The sequence below is a fragment of the Endozoicomonas sp. 4G genome, from assembly GCF_023822025.1.
Taxonomy (GTDB): Bacteria; Pseudomonadota; Gammaproteobacteria; order Pseudomonadales; family Endozoicomonadaceae; genus Endozoicomonas_A.
Genome location: NZ_CP082909.1, coordinates 2,009,610 through 2,030,965, shown reverse-complemented (window position 1 = coordinate 2,030,965; position 21,356 = coordinate 2,009,610). Strand labels below are relative to the sequence as shown.

General features: G+C 50.6%; 14 protein-coding genes. 1 reads left to right on the top strand and 13 read right to left on the bottom strand.

Going from position 1 to position 21,356, the window contains the following annotated elements; translation table 11 throughout:
- Positions 1-37 precede the first annotated feature (37 nt).
- From K7B67_RS07950 to K7B67_RS07905, 10 genes are all read right to left on the bottom strand, one after another.
- Entirely contained in the window at positions 38-1,666 is a 1,629-nt protein-coding gene (locus K7B67_RS07950) for a hypothetical protein (protein WP_252179811.1), read from the bottom strand.
- 99 nt (positions 1,667-1,765) lie between these two features.
- Positions 1,766-3,412 carry a hypothetical protein gene (locus tag K7B67_RS07945; protein WP_252179810.1) on the bottom strand — a complete coding sequence of 549 codons (1,647 nt, stop codon included), beginning with the start codon at positions 3,410-3,412 and terminating at the stop codon, positions 1,766-1,768.
- Between the two features lie 100 nt (positions 3,413-3,512).
- Positions 3,513-4,547, bottom strand: a complete 1,035-nt coding sequence (locus K7B67_RS07940; RefSeq protein WP_252179809.1) for a hypothetical protein — start codon at positions 4,545-4,547, stop codon at positions 3,513-3,515.
- Positions 4,548-4,646: 99 nt separating this feature from the next.
- Positions 4,647-6,461 (bottom strand): hypothetical protein, encoded by a 1,815-nt coding sequence (locus tag K7B67_RS07935; protein WP_252179808.1) that lies wholly within the window; start codon positions 6,459-6,461, stop codon positions 4,647-4,649.
- A gap of 99 nt (positions 6,462-6,560) precedes the next feature.
- On the bottom strand, positions 6,561-8,072 hold the full coding sequence (locus K7B67_RS07930; RefSeq protein ID WP_252179807.1) for a hypothetical protein: 1,512 nt from the start codon (positions 8,070-8,072) through the stop codon (positions 6,561-6,563).
- Positions 8,073-8,171: 99 nt separating this feature from the next.
- Positions 8,172-9,392: a hypothetical protein gene (locus tag K7B67_RS07925; protein WP_252179806.1), complete on the bottom strand. Its 1,221-nt coding sequence runs from the start codon at positions 9,390-9,392 to the stop codon at positions 8,172-8,174.
- Positions 9,393-9,467: 75 nt separating this feature from the next.
- The gene (locus K7B67_RS07920; protein ID WP_252179805.1) at positions 9,468-10,952 is read right to left on the bottom strand and encodes a C2H2-type zinc finger protein; all 1,485 of its coding nucleotides are present in this window, start codon (positions 10,950-10,952) and stop codon (positions 9,468-9,470) included.
- 75 nt (positions 10,953-11,027) lie between these two features.
- Entirely contained in the window at positions 11,028-12,428 is a 1,401-nt protein-coding gene (locus tag K7B67_RS07915) for a C2H2-type zinc finger protein (RefSeq protein ID WP_252179804.1), read from the bottom strand.
- Between the two features lie 75 nt (positions 12,429-12,503).
- On the bottom strand, positions 12,504-14,303 hold the full coding sequence (locus K7B67_RS07910) for a C2H2-type zinc finger protein (RefSeq protein ID WP_252179803.1): 1,800 nt from the start codon (positions 14,301-14,303) through the stop codon (positions 12,504-12,506).
- A gap of 43 nt (positions 14,304-14,346) precedes the next feature.
- On the bottom strand, positions 14,347-16,032 hold the full coding sequence (locus tag K7B67_RS07905; protein ID WP_252179802.1) for a hypothetical protein: 1,686 nt from the start codon (positions 16,030-16,032) through the stop codon (positions 14,347-14,349).
- Positions 16,033-16,179: 147 nt separating this feature from the next.
- On the opposite strand from K7B67_RS07905, the gene K7B67_RS07900 reads away from it, so the two are divergent.
- Positions 16,180-17,403, top strand: a complete 1,224-nt coding sequence (locus K7B67_RS07900) for a hypothetical protein (RefSeq protein ID WP_252179801.1) — start codon at positions 16,180-16,182, stop codon at positions 17,401-17,403.
- A gap of 41 nt (positions 17,404-17,444) precedes the next feature.
- Here K7B67_RS07900 and K7B67_RS07895 read toward each other — a convergent pair whose 3' ends face one another.
- The 3 genes from K7B67_RS07895 to K7B67_RS07885 form a co-directional block, all read right to left on the bottom strand.
- The gene (locus K7B67_RS07895; RefSeq protein WP_252179800.1) at positions 17,445-18,614 is read right to left on the bottom strand and encodes a hypothetical protein; all 1,170 of its coding nucleotides are present in this window, start codon (positions 18,612-18,614) and stop codon (positions 17,445-17,447) included.
- 99 nt (positions 18,615-18,713) lie between these two features.
- Positions 18,714-19,940 (bottom strand): hypothetical protein, encoded by a 1,227-nt coding sequence (locus tag K7B67_RS07890; protein ID WP_252179799.1) that lies wholly within the window; start codon positions 19,938-19,940, stop codon positions 18,714-18,716.
- 99 nt (positions 19,941-20,039) lie between these two features.
- Positions 20,040-21,335: a hypothetical protein gene (locus tag K7B67_RS07885; RefSeq protein WP_252179798.1), complete on the bottom strand. Its 1,296-nt coding sequence runs from the start codon at positions 21,333-21,335 to the stop codon at positions 20,040-20,042.
- Positions 21,336-21,356 lie beyond the last annotated feature (21 nt).

The following is a 21,356-nucleotide window of genomic DNA, read 5'->3' as shown; positions in this document are numbered from 1 at the left end:
AGGTCGGAGGTTTTTTTGAGGCGGGTTGGGAGGCGGATTATTCTTGATCACCTTTCTTTCTTTTCTCGTTAGAGGGTGGCTGGTCATACGCTTTTCTTTTGGGTCTTTTGGGTCTTTTGGGTCTCTGGTCGGCAGGCAGGTGGGTCTGCTTGTGCGCTTTCAGGTGACTTATTCGATTGGTAGCGTAGTTACAGCCCTCATGGTCACACTGGTGCACCCTGGGTCTCTGGTCGGCAGGCAGATGGATTTGTTTGTGCATTTTCAGATTGCCCGTGACGTCGGTGATGTAGTCGCAGCCCTCATGGTCACACTGGTGCTTCTTGGGCCTCTGGCCGACAGGCAGGTGGGTCTGTTGGTGCCTTTTCAGACTGTCCCTGCGGTCGGTGCTGTAGTCACAACCCTCATGGTCACACTGGTGCACTCTGGGTCTCTGGTCGGCAGGCAGATGGGTCTGTTTGTGCATTTTCAGATTGCCCGTGAAGTCGGTGATGTAGTTGCAGCCCTCATGGTCACACTGGTGCACCTTGAGTCTCTTGGGTCTCTGGTCGGCAGGCAGATGGGTCTGTTTGTGCATTTTCAGATTATCCGCCCTGTCGGTTCTGTAGCTGCAGCCCTCATGGTCACACTGGTGTAGTTTGGGCCTCTTGGATCTCTGGTCGGCAGGCAGGTGGGTCTGCATGTGCTTTTTCAGATGGCTCGCATAGTCGGTGCTGTAATTGCAGCCCTTATGGTCACACTGGCGCCCCTTGAGTCTCTGGTCGGCAGGCAGGTGGGTCTGTTTGTGCATTTTCAGGTTGCCCGCGAAGTCGGTGCTGTAGTCGCAGCCCTCATGGTCACACTGGTGCATCTTGGGCCTCTGGCCGACAGGCAGGTGGGTCTGTTGGTGCCTTTTCAGACTGTCCCTGCGGTCGGTGCTGTAGTCACAACCCTCATGGTCACACTGATGCACTCTGGCTCTCTGGTCGGCAGGCAGGTGGGTCTGTTTGTGTCTTTTCAGATCGAACTTCTGGTAGGCTCTGTAGTCACAGCCCTCATGGTCACATTGGTGCCTCCTGGTTTTCTGGTCGGTGTCGCAAACAAGTGAGGTGATTTTCAAGTGGTTAACAGAGTTCACTGCTGTCACTTCTGCCGCTGACTCAGTGGCTATTAGACTGTCTGAAATACACTCCTGCTCAATCATTTTCAGTCTCAGAGTCGCACAATACTCACCGATTTCGTTTAATGCTCGAAAAGGGTCAGGTGTCGTATTTACACACTGAACATCAGTTTCGGTATCAGTTTCTTCTTCGTCAGAACGGTTGTCACTGGCGGTGTCCTTGTCTTCAATGCCACTGTCTTCGCTGTCGGCACTATCATCAGAGGCTGAGCGACCGTAAGCCTTAGTTTCGACGCCAGAGTCAGGAGTAAGGCAATAGTGAGTGTCTGGCTTTAAGAGCATGTCATCACCGAAGCAAACTGAGACCTCAATAAAGGGCTTTGGGGTCTTGATAAGCGCCTTGCCAACAGCCAGAGCGAAGAACAAAGGCAAACTATTTTCCCGAGCGAGGCCATTAGAACTATGCACGTTAGAACTATGCACGTTAGAACTATGTACGTTAGAACTATGCACATTAGAACTGTGCACCGCAGCGGCCAGGATCAAAATCAATGTTCTTTTGGATAGCAAGACTTGGCTTCCCAGTCGTTGAAGTGTTTATTGGGAAATCAGGTTAGTCAAAATCCGGGGAGAGGTCGGAGGTTTTTTTGAGGCGGGCTGGGAGGTGGATTATTCTTGATCACCCTTCTTTCTTTTCTCGTTAGAGGGTGGCTGGTCATACGCTTTTCTTTTGGCTCTTTTAGGTCTCTCGTCGGCAGGCACATGGGTCTGTTTGTGCTTTTTCGGATGGCTCGCATGGCCGGTGCTGTAGTTGCAGCCTTCATGGTCACACTGGTGCACCCTGGGTCTCTGGTCGGCAGGCAGGTGGGCTTGTTTGTGCATTTTCAGGTGACCTTTGTGGTTGGTTCTGTAGTTACAGCCCTCATGGTCACACTCGTATCGCCTCGGTCTCTGGCCGGCCGGCAGGTGGGTCTGTTGGTGCCTTTTCAGACTGTCCCTGCGGTCGGTGCTGTAGTCACAACCCTCATGGTCACACTGGTGCACTCTGGGTCTCTGGTCGGCAGGCAGATGGGTCTGTTTGTGCATTTTTAAATTGCCCATCTGGTTGGCAGTGTAGTTGCAGCCCTCATGGTCACACTGGTGCACCCTGGGTCTCTGGTCGGCAGGCAGGTGGGCTTGTTTGTGCATTTTCAGGTGACCTTTGTGGTTGGTTCTGTAGTTACAGCCCTCATGGTCACACTCGTATCGCCTCGGTCTCTGGCCGGCCGGCAGGTGGGTCTGTTTGTGCCTTTTCAGATGGCACGCATAGTCGGTGCTGTAGTCGCAGCCCTCATGGTCACACTGGTGTCCCCTGGGTCTCTGGCCGGCAGGCAGGTGGGTCTGTCTGTGCATTTTTAAATTGCCCATCTGGTTGGCAGTGTAGTTGCAGCCCTCATGTTCACATTGGTGCTTAGCTCTCTGGTCGGCAGGCAGGTGGGTCTGTTTGTGCCTTTTCAGATTGCCCGTGAAGTCGGTGCTGTAGTCGCAGCCCTCATGGTCACATTGGTGCCTTCTGGTTCTCTGGTCGGTGTCGCAAGCAGGTGAGGTGATTTTCAGGTGGTTAACAGAGTTCACTGCTGTCACTTCTGCCACTGACTCAGTGGCTATTAGACTGTCTGAAATACACTCCTGCTCAATCATTTTCAGTCTCAGAGTCGCACAATACTCACCGATTTCGTTTAATGCTCGAAAAGGATCAGGTGTCGTATTTTCACACTGAATATCCGTTTCGTCTTCGTCAGAACGGTTGTCACTGGCGGTGTCGTTGTCTTCACTGCCAGAAGAGGCTGAGCGACCGTAAGCCTTAGCTTTGACGCCAGAGTCAGGAGTAAAGCAATAGCGAGTGTCTGGCTTTGAGAGTATGTCATCACCAAAACAAACTTTTGGTATGTCGCTGTCGTTTACCTCGAACTCTTGCTTCAACTCCCACCATTCAATGGCCTCACTCTCTTCACTTTCATCAGGTAGAAGCCTTATCTGGCTGGGTTGGTTGTTTCCCAGACGTACTGAGACCTCAACAAAGGGCTTCGGGGTCTTGATAAGCGCCTTGCCGACAGCCAGAGCGAAGAACAAAGGCAAACTATTTTCCCGAGCGAGGCCATTAGAACTATGCACATTAGAACTATGCACATTAGAACTATGCACATTAGAACTGTGCACATTAGAACTATGCACATTAGAACTATGCACATTAGAACTGTGCACATTAGAACTGTGCACATTAGAACTGTGCACGGCAACGGCCAGAATCAAAATCAATGTTTTTTTGGATAGCAAGACTTGGCTTCCCAGTCGTTGAAGTGTTTATTGAGAAATCAGGTTAGTCAAAATCCGGGGAGAGGTCGGAGGTTTTTTTTGAGGCGGGTTGGGAGGCGGATTATTCTTGATCACCTTTCTTTCTTTTCTCATTAGAGGGTGGCTGGTCATACGCTTTTCTTTTGGGTCTTTTGGGTCTTTTGGGTCTCTGGTTGGCAGGCAGGTGGGTCTGTTTGTGCCTTTTTATACGGTTCGCACGATCGGTTTTGTAGTTGCAACCCTCATGGTCACACTGGTGCACCCTGAGTCTCTGGTCGGCAGGCAGGTGGATCTGTTTGTGCCTTTTCAGATTGCCCGTGTGGTCGGTGCTGTAGTTGCAACCCTCATGGTCACAATCGTGCACCCTGAGTCTCGGTCTCTGGTCGGCAGGCAGGTGGGTATGTTGGTGCCTTTTCAGTTTGCCCGCATACACAGTAATGTAATTACAGCCGCCACGGTCACACTGGTACACCTTGGGTCTTTTGAGTCTCTGGTCGGCAGGCAGGTGGGTCTGTTGGTGAGTTTTCAGGTTGCTCCTGCGGTCAGTGCAGTAGTTACAACCCTCATGGTTACACTGGTGCACCTTGGATTTCTTGGGTCTCTGATCGACTGGTAAGTGGGTCTGTTTGTGCTTTTTCAGATTAGAATTCCTGTTGGTGCTGTGGTTGCAGCCCTTATGGTCACACGGGTGCACCCTGGGTCTCAGTCTCTGGTTGGCAGGCAGGTGGATCTGTTGGTGCTTTTTCAGGTGACTCATGTGGCCAGTGTTGTAAGCAGGTGAGGAGATTTCCGGGTGGTTAACAGAGTCCGTTGCTGTCAGGTATGCCTCCGACTCACTGGCTGTTTCAATGTCTGAAACGGGCTCCTGCTTAATCTTTTTCAGTGCCAGAGTCGCACAATACTGAATGATTTCATTTGATACTGGAAAAGGACTCAGTGACGTGGTTACATGCTGAACATCAGATTCGGCACCAGAGTCGTCTTCGTCACAACGATTGTCACTGGAGGTGCCCCTGTCTTCACTGCCACTGTCTTCGCTGTAGGCACCCTGAGCCTGGCCATTAGAGCAATGCATGGCAACGGCCAAGATCAAAATCAATGTTTTTTTGAACAGCAAAGCCTGACTTCCCGGTTGTTGAACTGTTTACTGGAAAGTCAGGTTAGTCAAAATCCGGAGAGAGGTTGGAGGTTTCTTTGAACAGGGTTGGAAGGCGGATCATTCTTTATCACTCTTTTTTCTTTTCCCGTTAGATGACGCCTGGTCATACGCTTTTCTTTTGGGCTTTTTGGGTCTCTGGTCGGCAGGCAGGTGGGTCTGTTTGTGCGCTTTCAGATTGCCCGTGTGGTTGGTGATGTAGTTGCAGCCCTCGTGGTCACACTGGTGCACTTTGAATCTTTTGGATCTCTGGTCGGCAGACAGGTGGATCTGTTTGTGCGCTTTCAGATTGCCCGGATGGTCCGTCCTGTAGTTGCAGCCCTCGTGGTCACACTGGCGCCCCTTGGGCCTCTGGTCGGCAGGCTGGTGGCTCTGTTTGTGCTTTGCCAGACGATCCGCCCGGTAAGTGCTGTAGTCGCAGCCCTCATGGTGACACTGGTGCATCCTGACTCTCTGGTCGGCAGGCAGGTGGCTCTGTTTGTGCGTTTTCAGATTGCTCGTGTAGTCGGTGCTGAAGTTGCAGCCCTCATAGTGACAATGGTGCCTCCTGATTCTCTGGTCGGCAGGTAGGTGGGTCTGTTTGTGTGTTTTTAAATTGCTTTTTTGGTTGCTAGTGTAGTTGCAGCCCTCATGGTCACACTGGTACACCCCGAGTCTCTGGCTGATAGGCAGGTGGGTGTTTTTGTGCTTTTTCAGATTGCCCAAATGGTAGCTACTGTAGCTGCAGCCTTCATGGTCACACTGGTGCACCCTGGGTCTCTGGTTAGCAGGCAAGTGGGCCTGTTTATGTGCTCTCAGATTGCCTGAGTGGCTGGAGATGTAATTGCAGCCCTCATGGTCACACCGGTACCTATTAGGTCTCTGGTCAGCAGGTAGGTGGTTTTGTTTGTGCGTTTTCAGATTGCTCAAATGTTCCGTCCTGTAGTTGCAGCCCTCATGGTCACATTGGTGCACCTTGGGTCTCTTGGGTCTCTGGTCGGCAGGCAAGTGGGTCCGCTTGTGCTTGTTCAGATTGCCCGAATACTCAGTGCTGAAGTGACAGCCCTTATGGTGACACTGGTGCACCTTGGGATTCTTGGGGTTCCAGGGTTTCTTAGGTCTCTGGTCAGCAGGCAGGTGAGTCCGCCTGTGCTTTTTCAGATTGCCCGGATGGTCCGTGCTGTAGTTGCAGCCCTCGTGGCCACACTGCACCTTGGGTTTCCTGAGCTTCTGGTAGGCTGGCAAATGGGTCTGTTTGTGCGCTTTCAGGTGACCCGTGTGGTCGGTGTTGTTAGCAGAGCCTACTGCTGTCACTTCTTCCTTTGACTCAGTAGGTATTTTACTGTCTGAAATGCTCTTCTGGTTAATCATTTCCAGTCTCAGGGTCGCACAATACTGACTGATTATGTTTAATGCTCGAAAAGGATCAGGTGTCGTGTTTATACACGGAACATCAGTTTCGGTATCCGCTTCGTCTTCGTTTGAACAGTTGTCACTGCTTTCATTAGAAGTGTTACTGTCTTCACTGTCAGAACTGTCAGAACTGTCAGAACTGTCAGAACTGTCAGAACTGTCAGAACTGTCAGAACTGTCAGAACTGTCATCAGATGCTACCCGACTATATGCCTCAGCCTCAGCCCCAGCTTCAACGCCAGGGTCAGGAGAAAAGCAATAGCGAATGTCTGGCTTTAAAAGAATGTCATCACCGAAGCAAACTCGTGCCATATCGCTATGATTCACTTCCGATTCTTGCTGCAACTCCCACCATGCAATGGCTTCGCTCTCTTCTTCAGCAACAGGTGTCAGGAGCAGAATATTTTCATGACCCTGACCATTGGAGTAATGCACAGAAAAGGCAATGGCCAAGGTCAAAATTAATGGTTTTTTGGATAGCAAGGCTTGGCTTCCCAATCGCTGAAATGTTTATTTGGGAATCAGGTTAGTCAAAATCTGAAGAGAGGCAGGAGGTTTCTTTGAGCCACTTTGGGAGGCGGATCATTCTTTATCACTCTTTTTTCTTTTCTCGTTAGATGACGCCTGGTCACACGCTTTTCTTTTGGTGTTTTTGGGTCTCTGGTCGGTGGGCAGGTGGGTCTGTTTGTGCTTTTTCAGATTGCTCGGATAGTTGGTGCGGTAGTTGCAGCCATCGTGGTCACACTGGTGCACTTTGGGTCTTTTGGGTCTCTGGTCGGCAGGCAGGTGGATCTGTTTGTGCTTTTTCAGATTGCACGGATAGTTGGTGCGGTAGTTGCAGCCCTCATGGTCACACTGGTGCACTTTGGGTCTTAGGTGGACAGGCAGGTGGTTCTGTTTGTGCCTTTTCAGACGGCAAGCCCGGTCGTTGGCGAAGTCGCAGCCCTCATGGTCACACCGGTGCAATTTTTTGGATCTCTGGTCAGCAGGCAGATGGCTCAGCTTGTGCTTTTTCAAATAGCTCCTTTGGCTGGTGCTGTAGTTGCAGTCCTTATGGTCACACTGGTGCCCCCTGGGTCTCTGGTCGGCAGGCAGGTGGGTCTGTTTGTGCATTTTCAGATGGCCCGACTGGTAGGTGCTGTGGTTGCAGCCCTGATGGTCACAATGGTACAACCTGAGCCTCTGTTCGGCAGGCAGATGGGTCTGTTTGTGTATTTTCAGATGGTTCGACTGGTCGGTACCGTAGTTGCAGCCCATATAGTCACACCGGTGTACCTTGGCTCTCTGGTCAGCAGGCAGGTGGGTTCGTTTGTGCATTTTCAGATTGCACGCATGGATGGATCTGTAGTTGCAGCCCTCATGGTCACACTGGTGAATATTGGCTTTCTGGTCGGCAGGCAGGTGGATCTGGTTGTGCCTTTTCAGATTACCCAAATGATCCGTCCTGTAGTTGCAGCCCTCATGGTCACACTGTTGCACCCTGGGTCTCTTGGGTCTCTGGGCGGCAGGCAAGCGGTTCTGTTTGTGCATTTTCAGATGGTCCATTTCACTGCCTGAAACGGGCTCCTCCTTAATCTTTTTCAGTTCCAGAGCCACACAATACTGACTGATTTCATTGGATACTGGAAAAGGTTCAGGTGTCGTGGTTACATACTGAACATCAGAGTCGACATCTGCTTCGTCTTCGTTTGAACGGTTGTCACTGTTTTCATCAGAGGTGCCGCCGTCTTCACTGCCACTGTCTTCGCTGTCGGCACTATCATCAGAGGCTGCCCGACGGTAAGCCTTAGCTTCGACGCCTGTGGCAGGGACGCCTGTGGCAGGAAAGACGCCTGTGGCAGGAAGCTTCAACTCCCACCATTCAATGGCCTCGTTCTCTTCTTCAATGCCCTCCCCTTCTGGTTCCCCAGCCCTTTTGTCTTTTTTAAAGCGAAATTCAGTGCACCAACACTGTGTGTCAGTGAGTGGCGGGGCATTACCCTTGCCAACAGCCAGAGCGAAGAGCAAAGGCAACCTGTTTTCCTGAGTGCGGCCAATAGAGCAATGCACAGAAAAGGTAATGAACAAGGTCAACATCAATGGTTTGGATAGCAAGGCCTGGGTTCCCAGTCATTGAAATGTTTATTTTGAAATCAGGTTAGTCAAAATTCTGAGAAAGGTCGGAGGTTTCTTTGAAGCCGGTTGGCAGGCGGATCATCCTTTACCATCCTTCTTTCTCTTCTCGTTAAATGGCAGCGGGTTATAGGCTTTTCTTTTGAGTTTCCTGGGTCTCTGGTCGACAGGCAGGTGGGTATTTTTGTGCGCGTTCAGATTACTCATCAGGTCGCTTCTGTAGTTGCAGCCCTCATGGTCACAGTGGTGCACCCTCAGTCTCTGGTCGGCAGGCAGATGGGTCTGTTTGTGATTTTTCATATGGTCCTTCCGGCCAGTACTGTAGTTGCAGCCCTGATGGTCACAGTGACGCATATTAGGTCTTTGGTCAACAGGCAGGTGGGTCTGTTTGTGCGCTTTCAGATTACTCATCTGACCGGTGCTGAAGTTGCAGCCCTCATGGTCACAGTGGTGCATATTGGGTCTCTGGTCGGCAGGCAGGTGGGTCTGTTTGTGCGCTTTCAGATTGCTCGCCCGATCGGCTTTGTAGTTGCAGCCCTCATGGTCACACTGGTGCACCTTGGGTATCTTGAGTCTCTGGTCGGCAGGCAGGTGGGTCTGGTTGTGCTTTTTCAGATTGTTCGCCCGATCGGTGCTGAAATTGCAGCCCTCGTAGCCACACTGGTGCACCTTGGGTTTCCTGGGTCTCTGCTCGGCAGGCAGGTGGATCTGTTTGTGCCTTTTCAGATCTTCAGTCCGGTCGGTGCTGTAGCCGCAACGCTCATGGTCACACTGGTGCATCTTGAGTCTCTGGTCAGCAGGCAGGTGGATTTTTTTGTGCTTTTTCAGGTTGCCCGCATGGTCGGTGCTGTAGCCGCAACGCTCATGGTTACAATGGTGTACCTTGGGTTTCTTAAGCCTCTGGTCGGCAGGCAGATGACTGTGCTCGTGTGTTTTCAGCAGAGTCGCACAATACTGACTCATTTCGTGTAATGCTTGAAAAGGCTCAAGTGTTGTGGTTACACACTGAACATCCGTTTCGGTACCCGTTTCGTCTTCGTCGGCATGGTTGTCGTTGCTTTTATCAGGGTTGCCGCTGCCTTCACTGCCACTGTCTTCGCTGTCGGCACTATCATCAGAGGCTGCCCGACGGTAAGCCTCAACTTCGACGCCAGAGTCAGGAGAAAAGCAATAGCGGGTGTCTGGCTTTAGGAGTTCCAGAGCGAAGAGCAAAGGCAACCTGTTTTCCTGAGCACGGCCACTAGAGCCATGCACAGAAAAGGCAATGGCCAAGGTCAAAATCAATGGTTTTTTGAATAGCAAGGCCCGGGTTCCCAGTCGTTGAACTGTTTATTTGGAAGTCAGGTTAGTCGAAATCCGGAGAGAGGCCGGGAGTTTCTATTCTTTATCACCCATCTTTCTCTTCTTATCAGATGGCGGCTGATCATCCGCTTTCCTTTTGGCTATCTGTTTGACAGGCAGATGGCTCCGTTTGTGCTTTTTCAGATTGCCACTGTAGTCGGTGCTGAAGCGGCAGTCTTCATAGTCACACTGGTGCACCCTGAGTCTCTGGTCGGCAGGCTGGTGGGTCTGTTGGTGCGCTTTCAGATTGCCCGTCCGGTCGGTGCTGTAGCTGCAGCCTTCATGGTCACACTGATGTATCTTGAGTCTCTGGTCGGCAGGCAGATGGGTCTGTATGTGCCTTTTCAAATCGTTCTTCCGGTCAGTGCTGTAGTCGCAGCCCTCATGGTCACACTTGTGCACCTTGGATCTCTTGAGTCTCTGGTCGGCAGGCAGGTGGGTCTGTTTGTGCTCTTTCAGATTGCACTTGTAGCAGGTGCTGAAGTTGCAGCCCTTATAGTCACAATGATGTATCTTGAGTCTCTGGTCGGCAGGCAGGTGGGTCTGTTTGTGCATTTTCAGATGCTTAGCCCTGTCGGTGGTGTAATCGCAGCCCCTATGATCACACTGGTACATCCTGGGTCTCTGGTCGGCAGGCAGATGAGTCTCTTTGTGCCTTTTCAGATGGCCAGAATGGTTGGTCCTGTAATTGCAGCCGTCATGGTCACACCGGTGCATACTGGGTCTCTGGCCGGCAGGCAGGTGGGCCTGTTGGTACCTTTTCAGATTGCCCGTCTGATGGGTGCTGTGAGCAGGTGAGGTGATTTTCAGGGGGTTAGCAGAGTCAACTTCTTTCACTTCTGCCTCTGGCTCAGTGGCTATTTTCCTGTCTGAAATCAACTCCTGCTGAATCATTTCCAGCCTCAGAGTCTCACAATACTGACTGATTTCATTTAATGCTCGAAAAGGATCCTGTGCCCTGCTTACACACTGAACATCAGATTCAGCATCCGCTTGGTCTTCGCTTAAACTGTTTTCGCGGCTTTCATCAGAGTTGCCGCTGTCTTCACTGTCACTGTCTTCGCTGTCACTGTCTTCGCTGTCACTGTCTTCGCTGTCACTGTCTTCGCTGTCACTGTCTTCGCTGTCACTGTCTTCGCTGTCACTGTCTTCGCTGTCGGCACTATCATCAGAGGCTGCCCGACGGTAAGCCCTGGCTTCTGCACCCTCTTCTGCTGGCTCCCCAGGTCTTTTGTTGTCTCTAAAACAAGAGAGCATCAGGCTCCCCCTTTGTTTGGCTGTTTCAATGATTTCACGTTGCTGATCGTCTCCCTGCTGTATCTCAGTGGCGATCGCTTTAACCATAGAGTCAAGTTTCGGTAGCACATCCTGGACAGTGAAAAGAGTAAAAAGAATCGCTTCGACGCCCGGAAAGTGAAGGCAAATTTTCAGGTTATCCTCATTTTCCTGAGCATGGCCATGAGAGCCATGCGCAGAAAAGGCAATAGCCAAAGTCAAAATCAATGTTTTTTTGGATAGCAAGGTCTGGCTTCCCAGTCGTTGAACTGTTTATTTTGAAATCAGGTTAGTCAAAATTCGGAGAGAGACCGGAAGTTTCTATTCTTTATCACCCTTCTTTCTCTTCTTATTGGATGGCGGCTGATCATACGCTTTTCTTTTGGCTCTCTGTTCGACAGGCAGGTGGGTCTGTTTGTGCTTTTTCAGACTGCCACTGTAGTTGGTGCTGAAGCTGCAGCCTTCATAGTCACACTGGTACCATCTTGATCTCTGCCAGAAAGGCAGGTGGATCTGTTTGTGCTTTTTCAGATTGCCCGGGTGGTCGGTGCTGTAGTTGCAGCCCTCATAGTCACACTGGTGCACCCTGCGTCTCTGGTCGGCAGGCAGGTGGGTCTGTTTGTGCTTTTTCAGATTGGCCGACCGGTCGCTGCTGTAGCTGCAGCCCTCGTGGTCACACTGTACCCTGGGTCTCCTGGGTCTCTGGTCGGCAGGCAGGTGGGTCTGTTTGTGCTTTTTCAGATTGGCCGCCCGGTCGGTGCTGTAGCTACAGCCCTCGTGGTCACACTGATGTATCTTGAGTCTCTGGTCGTCAGGCAGGTGGGTCCGTTTATGCGCTTTCAGATTGCCCGCCCGGTCGGTGCTGTAGTTGCAGCCCTCATGGTCACACTGGTGTGCCCTGGGTCTCTGGTCGGTAAGCCGGAGGGTCTGACTGTGTATTTTCAGTCTCAGATTCGCATAATGCTGACTGATTTCGTTTAATGTTCGCAAAGGGCCAAATGCTCTGTTTAGACACTGAATATAAGATTCGGCATCAACTTCGTCTTCGTTTGAACTGTTTTCGCTACTTTCATCAGAGGTGCTGCTGTCTTCAGTGTCTGAACCCTCATCGGAAGTGCTGCTGCCTTCAGTGTCTGAACCCTCATCAGAGGTGCTGCTGTCTTCGCTGTCACTGTCTTCGCTGTCACCGTCTTCGCTGTCGGCACTATCATCGGAGGCTGCCCGACGGTAAGCCTTAGCTTTGGCGCCAGAGTCAGGAGAAAAGCAATAGGAAGTGCCTGACTTTAAGAAGATGTCATCACCGATGCAAACTCGTGGCATATCGGTGTCGTTTGCCTCCGGTTCTTGCTTCAACTCCCACCATTCAATAGTCTCGCTCTCTTCTTCAATACCCTCTTCTGCTGATTCCCCAGCCCTGCTGTTGTCTCTAAAGCAAGAGAGCATCAGGCTCCCCCTTTGTTTGGCTGTTGCAATGATTTCACGTTGCTGAGTGTCTCCTTGCTGTATCTCAGTGGCGATAGCTTTAACCATGGAGTCAAGTTCCGGTAGCGCATCCCGAACCGGGAAAAGAGGGAAAAAAATCGTTTCGACGCTCAGAGAGCGCGCCTTGCCGACAGCCAGAGCGAAGAGCAAAGGCAGCCTGTTTTCCTGAGCATGGCCATGAGAGCAATGCACAGAAAAGGCAATGGCCAACATCAAAATCAATGGTTTTTTAGGTTGCAACACCTGGGTTCTCAGTTGCTGGAATGTTTATTTTAAAATCAGGTTAGTCAAAATCCAAAGAGAGGTCGGAGGTTTCTATTCTTTATCACCCTTCTTTCTTTTCTCGTAAGATGGCGGCTGGTCATTCGCTTTCCTTTTGGGTCTCTTGGGTCTCTGGTCGGCAGGGAGATGGATCTGCCTGTGCGCTTTCAGATTGCCCGTGTGGTCGGTGCAGTAGTTGCAGCCTTCATGGCCACACTGGTGCTCCCTGAGTCTCTGGTCGGCAGGCAAGTGGGTCCGCTTGTGCGCTTTCAGACTACCTATGTGGTAGCTGATGTAGTTGCAGCCTTCATGGTCACACTGGTGCATTCCGGGTCTCTTCTGTCTCTGGTCGGCAGGCAGGTGGATTCGTTTGTGCACTTTCAGACTACCGACGTGGTTGGTGCAGTAGTTGCAGCCTTCATGGTCACACCGGTGCACCCTGGCTCTCTGGTCGACAGGCAGATGGGTCTGCTTGTGCGCTTTCAGATTGCCCGTGTGGTCGGTGCTGTAGTTGCAGCCTTCAAAATCACACTGATGCACCCTGGCTCTCTGGTCGGCAGGCAGGTGAGTCTGTTTGTGCGTTTTCAGATGGCTCGTATGGTCGGTGCCGTAGTCGCAGCCCTCATGGTCACACTGGTGCACCCTGGGTCTCTGATCAGCAGGCAGGTGGGTCTGTTTGTGCGTTTTCAGACGGCTCTTCCGGTCGGAGCTGTACTTGCAGCCCTCATGGTCACACTGGTGTTTCCTGGTTTCCCTGAGTCTCTGGTTGGCAGGCAGGTGGGTCCGTTTGTGCTTTTTCAGATTGCCCTTCTGGTCGCTACTGTAGTTGCAGCCCTCATGGCCACAGTGAAACCTGAATCTCTGGTCGGCGGGCAGGTGGGACTGTTTGTGCTTTTTCAGATGGTCAGCCCGCTCAGAGCTGAAGTTGCAGCCCTCATGGTCACACCGGTGCACTCTGGCTCTCTGGTCGGCAGGCAGGTGGGCCTGTTTGTGTCTTTTCAGATTACCCAGGAAGTAAGTGCGGTAGTTGCAGCCCTCATGGTCACAATGGTGCAACTTGAACCTCTTCTGGTCAGCACTGTAAGAAGATGCGGTGATTTCCGGATGGTTAACAGAGTCCGCTTCTGTCACGGCTATCTCTGAGCCAGTGAGTATTTCGCTGTCTGAAATAGACGCCTGCTCAATCATTTCCTGTCTGAGAGTCGCGCAATAATGACTGATTTCCTTTAGTGCTCGAAAAGGATCAAGCGTCGTGTTTACACCCTGAACATCGGTTGCGGTATCAGTTTCGTCTTCGTTTGAACGGTTGTCGCTGTTTTCATCATAGGTATCGCTGTTTTCACTTCCAGAACCATCGCCAGAGGCTGCCCAACGGTAGGCCTTGGTTTCGACGCCTGTAGCAGGAAAAAAGCAATAGCAAGTGTCTGGCTTTATGAGGATGTCATCACCCAGGCAAACTCGTGTCATGTCGCTGTCGTTCGCTTCGGGCTCTTGCTGCAACTCCCACCATTCAATGGCTTCGCTCTCTGCTTCAATGCCCCCTTCTCCTGATTCCTCAGGCTTTTTGTGGCTTCTGAAGCAAGAGAGCATCAGGTTTGCCCTTTGCTTGGCTGTTGCAATGATTTCACGTTGCTGAGCGTCTCCTTGCTGTATCTCAGTGGCGATAGCTTTAACCCTGGAGTCAAGTTCCGGTAGTGCATCCGGGACTGGAAAAAGAGAGAGAAGAATGTTTTCGACCTGCGATATGCCCAGGGAGTGAAGGCCAATTTTCAGGTTATCGTCAGCGTGACTGCCAGAGCAGTGCACAGAAAAGGCAATGGCCAAAATCAAAATCAATGGTTTTTTTGCTAGCAAAGGTTGCCTTACCAGTCGTTGAAATGTTTATTGAGAAATCAGGTTAGTCAAAATCTGGAGAAAGGTCGGAAGTTTCTTTGGGGAAGAGAACACGCTTCTTTCTTTGGTTATATGGCGGCTGGTCACACGCCTTCCTTTTGGGTCTCTCGGGCCTCTGGTCGGCAGGCAGGTGAATCTGCTTGTGCTTTTTCAGATTACCCGCATATTCAGTGCTGTAGTTACAGCCCTCATGGTCACACTGCACCTTGACTCTCTGGTCGGCAGGCAGGTGGGTCTTCTTGTGCTTTTTCAGATTACCCATGTGGCTGGCGCTGTAATTGCAGCCCTCATGGTCACACTGCACCTTGCGTCTCTGGTCGGCAGGCAGGTGAATCTGCTTGTGCGTTTTCAGATTATTCGCATAGTCAGTGCTGAAGTTGCAGCCCTCATGGTCACACTGCACCTTGCGTCTCTGGTCGGCAGGCAGGTGGATCCGTTTGTGTCTTTTCAGATCGTCCGACCGGATGGTGCTGTATGCGCAGCCCTCATGGTCACACTGCACCTTGACTCTCTGGTCAGTGGACAGGTGGCTCTGTTTGTGCTGTTTCAGGTGGTTCGTGTAGCCGCTGCTGAAGTGGCAGCCCTCATGGTCACACTGGTGCACCTTGGGTCTTTTAGGTCTCTGGTCGGCAGGCAGATGGGTCCATTTGTGCTTTTTCAGGTAGTTCTTGTAGCCAGTGCTGTAGTTGCAGCCCTTATGGTCACAGTGGTGCACCTTGGGTCTTTTAAGTCTCTGGTCGGCAGGCAGGTGGGTCTGTTTGTGCTTTTTCAGGTAGTACCTGTAGCTGGTGCTGTAGTTGCAGCCATTATGGTCACACTGGTGCACTTTGGGTTTTTTAGGTCTCTGGTCGGCAGGCAGGTGAGTCTGCCTGTGCTTTTTCAGATTGCTCTTGACTGGGGTGCTGTGGTTGCAGCCCTCATGGTCACAGTAGTGTACCCTGACTTTCCGGTTAGCAGGTGGATGGGGCTCCGTCGCTTCTGCCTTTGACTCAGCGGGTATTTCACTGTCGGCAATGGCGTTCTGCTTAATCATTTTCAGCCTCAGAGTCGCACAATACTGACTCATGTCGTTTAATGCTTGAAAAGGATCAAGTGTCGTGTTTACACGCTGAACATCAGATTCGGCATTAGCTTCGTCTTCGTTTGAACTGTTTTCGCTGCTTTCATTTTCATCAGAGACACCGCTGTCTTCACTGCCAGAACTATCACCAGAACTATCACCAGAACTATCACCAGAACTATCACCAGAACTATCATCAGAGACTGACCGACCATAAACCTCAGGGTTGACACCAGGGTCAGCAGAAAAACAGCAGCCAGTGTCTGGCTTTAAAAGAATGTCATCACCAAAACAAACTCCCGGCAGGTCACTGTCGTTCGCCTCCGGTTCCTGGTTCAACACCCACCACTCAATGGTCTCGCTTTCTTCTTCAATATCCTCTTCTGCTGCTTCCTCAGACCTTTTCTCGGTCAGGCTCCTAGAGCGAAAGAGCATCAGACTCCCCCTTTGTTTGGCTGTTGCAATGACTTCACGTTGCTGAACATCTCGTTGCTGTATCTCAGTGACGATAGCTTTACCGACAGCCAGAGCGAAGGGCAAAGTCAACCTGTTTTCCTGAGCATGGTGATCAGAGCAATGCACAGAAAAGGCAATGACCGATGCCAAAGTCAATGGTTTTTTGGATAGCAAGCCTGAGTTCCCGGTCGTTGAACTATCTATTAGGAAGTCAGGTTAGTCAAAATCTGAAGAAAGGAGAGAGGTCTGAACAAAAATTCCAACCGGTGGCTTGATGTTAACTACCCTAATGAGGTTGTTTTAACCAATGCGGGTAAAGTCATGGTACTGGAGCGTGCCCTTAAAGTGCTTTTGTTTTCAGTGTTTTTTTTGTTTTTTCAGCAGGGGCTGGCAAAGGATACTTACGACCTTGAAGAGTTTCGCCAGTATTTTAAAAAGAACTGGAAGCCGCCTTCGAAAGAACAACAAGAGGGCGCAGATAATTCGATGGCGAGTCCGTTTGAAAATATTCGTATTGGCTTTTTCGGACTAAATTTAACGGCTGACGATGTATCTGGAGATGATCGGCTGGAAATCCATAATGACTTTTGGCTTGATGGGCAAGACTTTAGAAATCTATCAAACTTTTTTTTTAACTATGTCAACATTGGGGATTCTCAATATCGGCATGGGCGCATTCAGAAAATACTAGGACTGATATTTCGTATCTTCACTGTAAATACGACCACGAAAAATAGCCCGGAAGATCAGGAGCTAATACAGGCAATGGCAAAAAGCCTTTTTGATCCATTGTTTTATGATCAAACCAACGCTGATGGGTTTAACTCCTATTACACTATTTTCAATCCAGATTCAGCAGAATTCCTGTCTGATCATATCAATATTGATAGCAGTTTAGCCCTGATTTATTTTACTTTTCTTGGTCCTTATGTTCTTACCATGAACACCTTTTTACATCATTCTGATGTTCTGGTTAGACGCATCACCCGAAACAGCTACTATCCGGCATTATCCAATTCACTGCTGTCTGGCAATATCAGCGAATATTATTCTCCGCAAGGCTTTGCCAATCAGCTCAAAGCAGCAAACCTGGACACTGAAACAGCCCTTTTAATCGGTCTATACACAATGGCAAGAGCTTCTACAATGTGCACGAATTTACATCTGAGCTGGCCAGAGACGCTGGAAGCACTGTTGCAAGAATACTTGTCCACTGAAATTTTGGAAAACTGCTTCAATGGTATTTCGCGCCTGCTCCAAGGGCTCTTTGCTACTTTACCCAAGTTTTTGCTTACCGATCAAAGCACGCGAGAGTTTACGTACAGCATCCTGGGTCTTGACATTGAGCTCCTCACACCCTCGCCTAAAAAAAGCTATTCACATTCAGGCGTCTCCGGCAATCTGTCGGACCATTCTCTTCAGGATACCGCTTCTTCCCATGAAGGTTCCAACAATGAAAGAACGCTGGAAGATGAAACAGTACCAGAAAACTCCACACCCTCTGTTGTTTGCAAAGCCTTTATTAAGAAAATATTAAAGGACTAGCCTGACCGAGAATAGCTGTACTGGAGAGGAAGGGAAGCGGATCATTCTTCATCTTCCTTCTTTCTTTTCTCGTTAGATAGTGGCTGGTCATGCGTTTTTCTTTTACTTCTTTTGACTCTCTGGTCGGCAGGCAGGTGGGTCTGTTTGTGCTTTTTCAGATTGCCTGAATAGTGGGTTCTGAAGTTGCAGCCCTCATGGTCACACTGGTGCACCTTGGGTCTCTGGCCGTCAGTCAGGTGGTACTGTTTGTGCACTTTCAGATTGCCCCTGTGATCGGTGCGGTAGTTGCAGCCCTCATGGCCGCACTGGTGCACCTTGGGTTTCCTGAGTCTCTGGTCGGCAGGCAGGTGGGTCTGTATGTGCCTGGTCAGATGCCCCCTCTGGCTGGTTCTGAAGTTGCAGCCCTTATGGTCACAATGGTGCAACCTGGGTCTCTGGTCGACAGGCAGGTGGTTCTCCTTGTGCTTTTTCAGATGGCTCGCCAGATGGGTGCTGTAGTGGCAGCCCTCATGGTCACACTGGTGCTTTTTGGGTTTCTTGGGTTCATCAGGTCCCTGCTCGGCAGGCAGATGGTTCTGTTTGTGCGTTTTCAGCTGGTCCATGTGGTCAGTGCTGTAAGAAGATGAGGTCATCAGGTCGTTAACAGAGTCCGCTTCTGTTACGTCTACCTCTGACTCAGCGAGTATTTCGCTGTCTGAGACGGCTTCCTGCTTAATCTTTTTCAGTACCAGAGTTGCACAGTACCGACTGATTTCATTTGATATTGGAAAAGGAGTCAGTGTCGTGGTCACATACTCAAAATCAGATTTAGCATCAGCTTCGTCTTCGTTTGAACGGTTGCCACTGTTTTCATCAGAGGTGCTGCTGCCTTCATTGCCACTGTCTTCGCTGTCGGCACTATCATCAGAGGTTACCCGACGGTAAACCTTAGCTTCGACGCCGGAGTCAGGAGAAAAGCAATAGCGACTGTCTGACTTTAAGAGTGGCTTTAAGAGTGGCTTTAAGAGGATGCCATCATCGAAGCAAACTCGTGCCATGTCGCTGTGTTGCTCGTCAAGTTCCGGTAGCGCATCCCGGACTGGGAAAATAAGCGCCTTGCCGACAGCCAGAACGAATAACAAAGGCATACTATTTTCCCGGGCGTGGCCAGTAGAGCAATGCACAGACAAGGTCATGACCAAGGTCAAAATTAATGGTTTTTTGGATAACAAGGCCAGGGGTTCCAGTCGTTGAACTGTCTATTTTGAAATCAGGTTAGTCAAAATCCGGAGAGAGGTCGGAGATTTCTTTGAGGCAGGTTGGGAGACGGCTCATTCTTTATTGCCCTTCTTTCTTTTCTTGTTAGGTGGCAGCTGGCCATACGCTTTCCTTTTAGGTCTCTGGTCGGCAGGCAAGTGGGTCAGTTTGTGTCTTTTCAGATCGCTCGTCAGGTCGGTGCTGTAGCTGCAGCACTGATGGTCACACTGGTGCAGCTTGGGTCTCTGGTCGGCAGGCAGGTGGCTCCGTTTGTGCCTGTTCAGATTGCTCTTCTGGTCGCTTCTGTAGTTGCAGTCCTCATGGTCACACTGGTGGATCTTAGGTCTCCTGGGTCTCTGGTCGGCAGGCAGGTGGGACTGTTTGTGCCTTTTCAGATCGCTCGTCTGATCGGTGCAGTAGTTGCAGCCCTCATGGTCACACTGGTGGATCTTAGGTCTCTTAGGTTTCTTGGGTCTCTTGAGTCTCTGGTCGGCAGGCAAGTGGGTCTGTTTGTGCCTTTTCAGATCGCCCGTTTGGGCGGCGCTATAATTGCAGCCTTGATGATCACACTGGTGAATCTTGGGTCTTTTAGGTCTCTTAGGTCTCTGGTTGGCAGGCAGGTGGGTCTGTTTGTGCTTTTTCAGACTGCCCATCTGGTCGGCCCTGTAGTCGCAGCCCTCATGATCACACTGAAACAACTTGACTCTCTGGTCGGCAGGTAGGTGGGCCTGTTTGTGCCTTCTCAGACTGGTCCTGTCGCCGGTTCTGTAGTTGCAGCCCTCATGGTCACACTGGTGCTTGGCAGCGTCCACTTTTGTCACGCCTACCTCTGAATCACCAAGTATTTCACTGTCTGAAACGGGCTCCTGCTTAATCTTTTTCAGCTCCAGAGTCGTACAATACTGACTGGTTTCATTGGATACCCGAAAAGGATTAAATGTTGTGGTTAGATATTGAACATCAGATTCAGCATTAGCTTCGTCTTCATCTTCGTTTGAACAGTTGTCACTGTTTTTATCAGAAGTGCTGCTGCCTTCACTGTCAGAACCATTATCAGAGGCTGCCCGACTGTGAACCTTCAACTCCCACCATTCAATGGCCTCACTCTCTTCTTCAACGCCCGTAACGTAGGCTCCTTTTATGGATAAGACCTCAATAAAGGGCTTCGGGGCGTTGATCAGCGCCTTGCCGACAGCCAGAGCGAAGCGCAAAAGCAACCTGTTTTCCTGAGCGTGGCCATTGGAGCAATGCCCGGAAAAGGCAATGACCAAGGTCAAAATCAATGGTTTTTTGGATAGCAAGACCTGGCTTCCCAGTCATTGAACTGTTTATTGTGAAATCAGGTTAGTCAAAATCTGGATGGAGGCCGGAGGTTTTTTTGAGGTGGGTTGGGAGGCGGGTCATTCTTTATCGCCCTTCTTTCTTTTCTTGTTAGGTGGCCGCTGGTCATACGCTTTCCTTTTGGGTCTCTGCTCGGCAGGCAAGTGGGTCTGTTTGTGCTTTTTCAGATTGCCCAGGTGGTCGGTGCTGTGCTTGCAGCCCTCATGGTCACACTGGTGCACCTTGGGTCTCTGGTCGGCAGGCAGGTGGATCTGTTTGTGGGTTTTCAGACTGCCCTTGTGATCGGTGCTGTAGTCGCAGCCCTCATGGTCACACTGGTGCACCTTGGGTCTCTGGTCGGCAGGCAGGTGGGTCTGTTTGTGCTTTTTCAGATTGACAGATCGGTCGGTACTGTAGTGGCAGTCCTTGTGGTCACACTGGTGCACTTTGGGTCTCTGGTCGACAGGCAGGTGGGTCTGTTTGTGCTTTTTTAGATACTCTCTCTGGTCGGTGCTGAAGTTACAGTCCTCATGGTCACACCGGTGTTTCTTAAGTCTCTGGTCGGCAGGCAGGTGGGTCTGTTTGTGCCTTTTCAGACTGGCCCTGTGGTCGGATCTGTAGTTGCAGCCCTCATAGTCACACCGGTGCTTCCTGAGTCTCTGGTCGGCAGGCAGGTGGGTCTGTTTGTGCCTTTTCAGACTGGCCCTGTGGTCGGTTCTGTAGTTGCAGCCCTCATGGTCACACTGGTGCTTAACAGCGTCCTCTGACTCAGTGAGTATTTCACTGTCTGAAACAGGCTCCTCCTTAATCTTTTTCAGTTCCAGAGTCGCACCATACTGACTGATTTCATTGGCTACCCGAAAAGGATTAAGTGTTGTGGTTTCATACCGAACATCTGATTCGTCTTCGTTTGAACGGTTGTCCATGCTTTCATCAGAGCTGCCGTTAGTGGCTATTTCACTGTCTGAAACGGGCTCCTGCTTAATCTCTTTCAGTGCCGGAGCCGCACAATACTCACTGATTTCATTGGCTACCCGAAAAGGATTAAGTGTTGTGGTTTCATACCGAACATCTGATTCGGCATTAGCTTCATCTTCACCTTCGTTTGAGCGGTTGTCGCTGCTTCCATCAGAGGTGCTGCTGCCTTCACTGTTAGAGCCATTATCAGGAGCTAGCCGACTGTGAACCTTCAACTCCCACCATTCAACGGCATCGCTCTCTTGTTCATCTGCTAGCTCATCCCGAACCGGGAAAAGCGCCTTGCCGACAGCCAGAGCGAAGCGCAAAAGCAACCTGTTTTCCTGAGCGCAACCGTTGGAGCAATGCACAGAAAAGGCAATGACCAAGGTCAAAATCAATGGTTTTTTGGATAGCAAGGCCTGGCTTCCCAGTCGTTG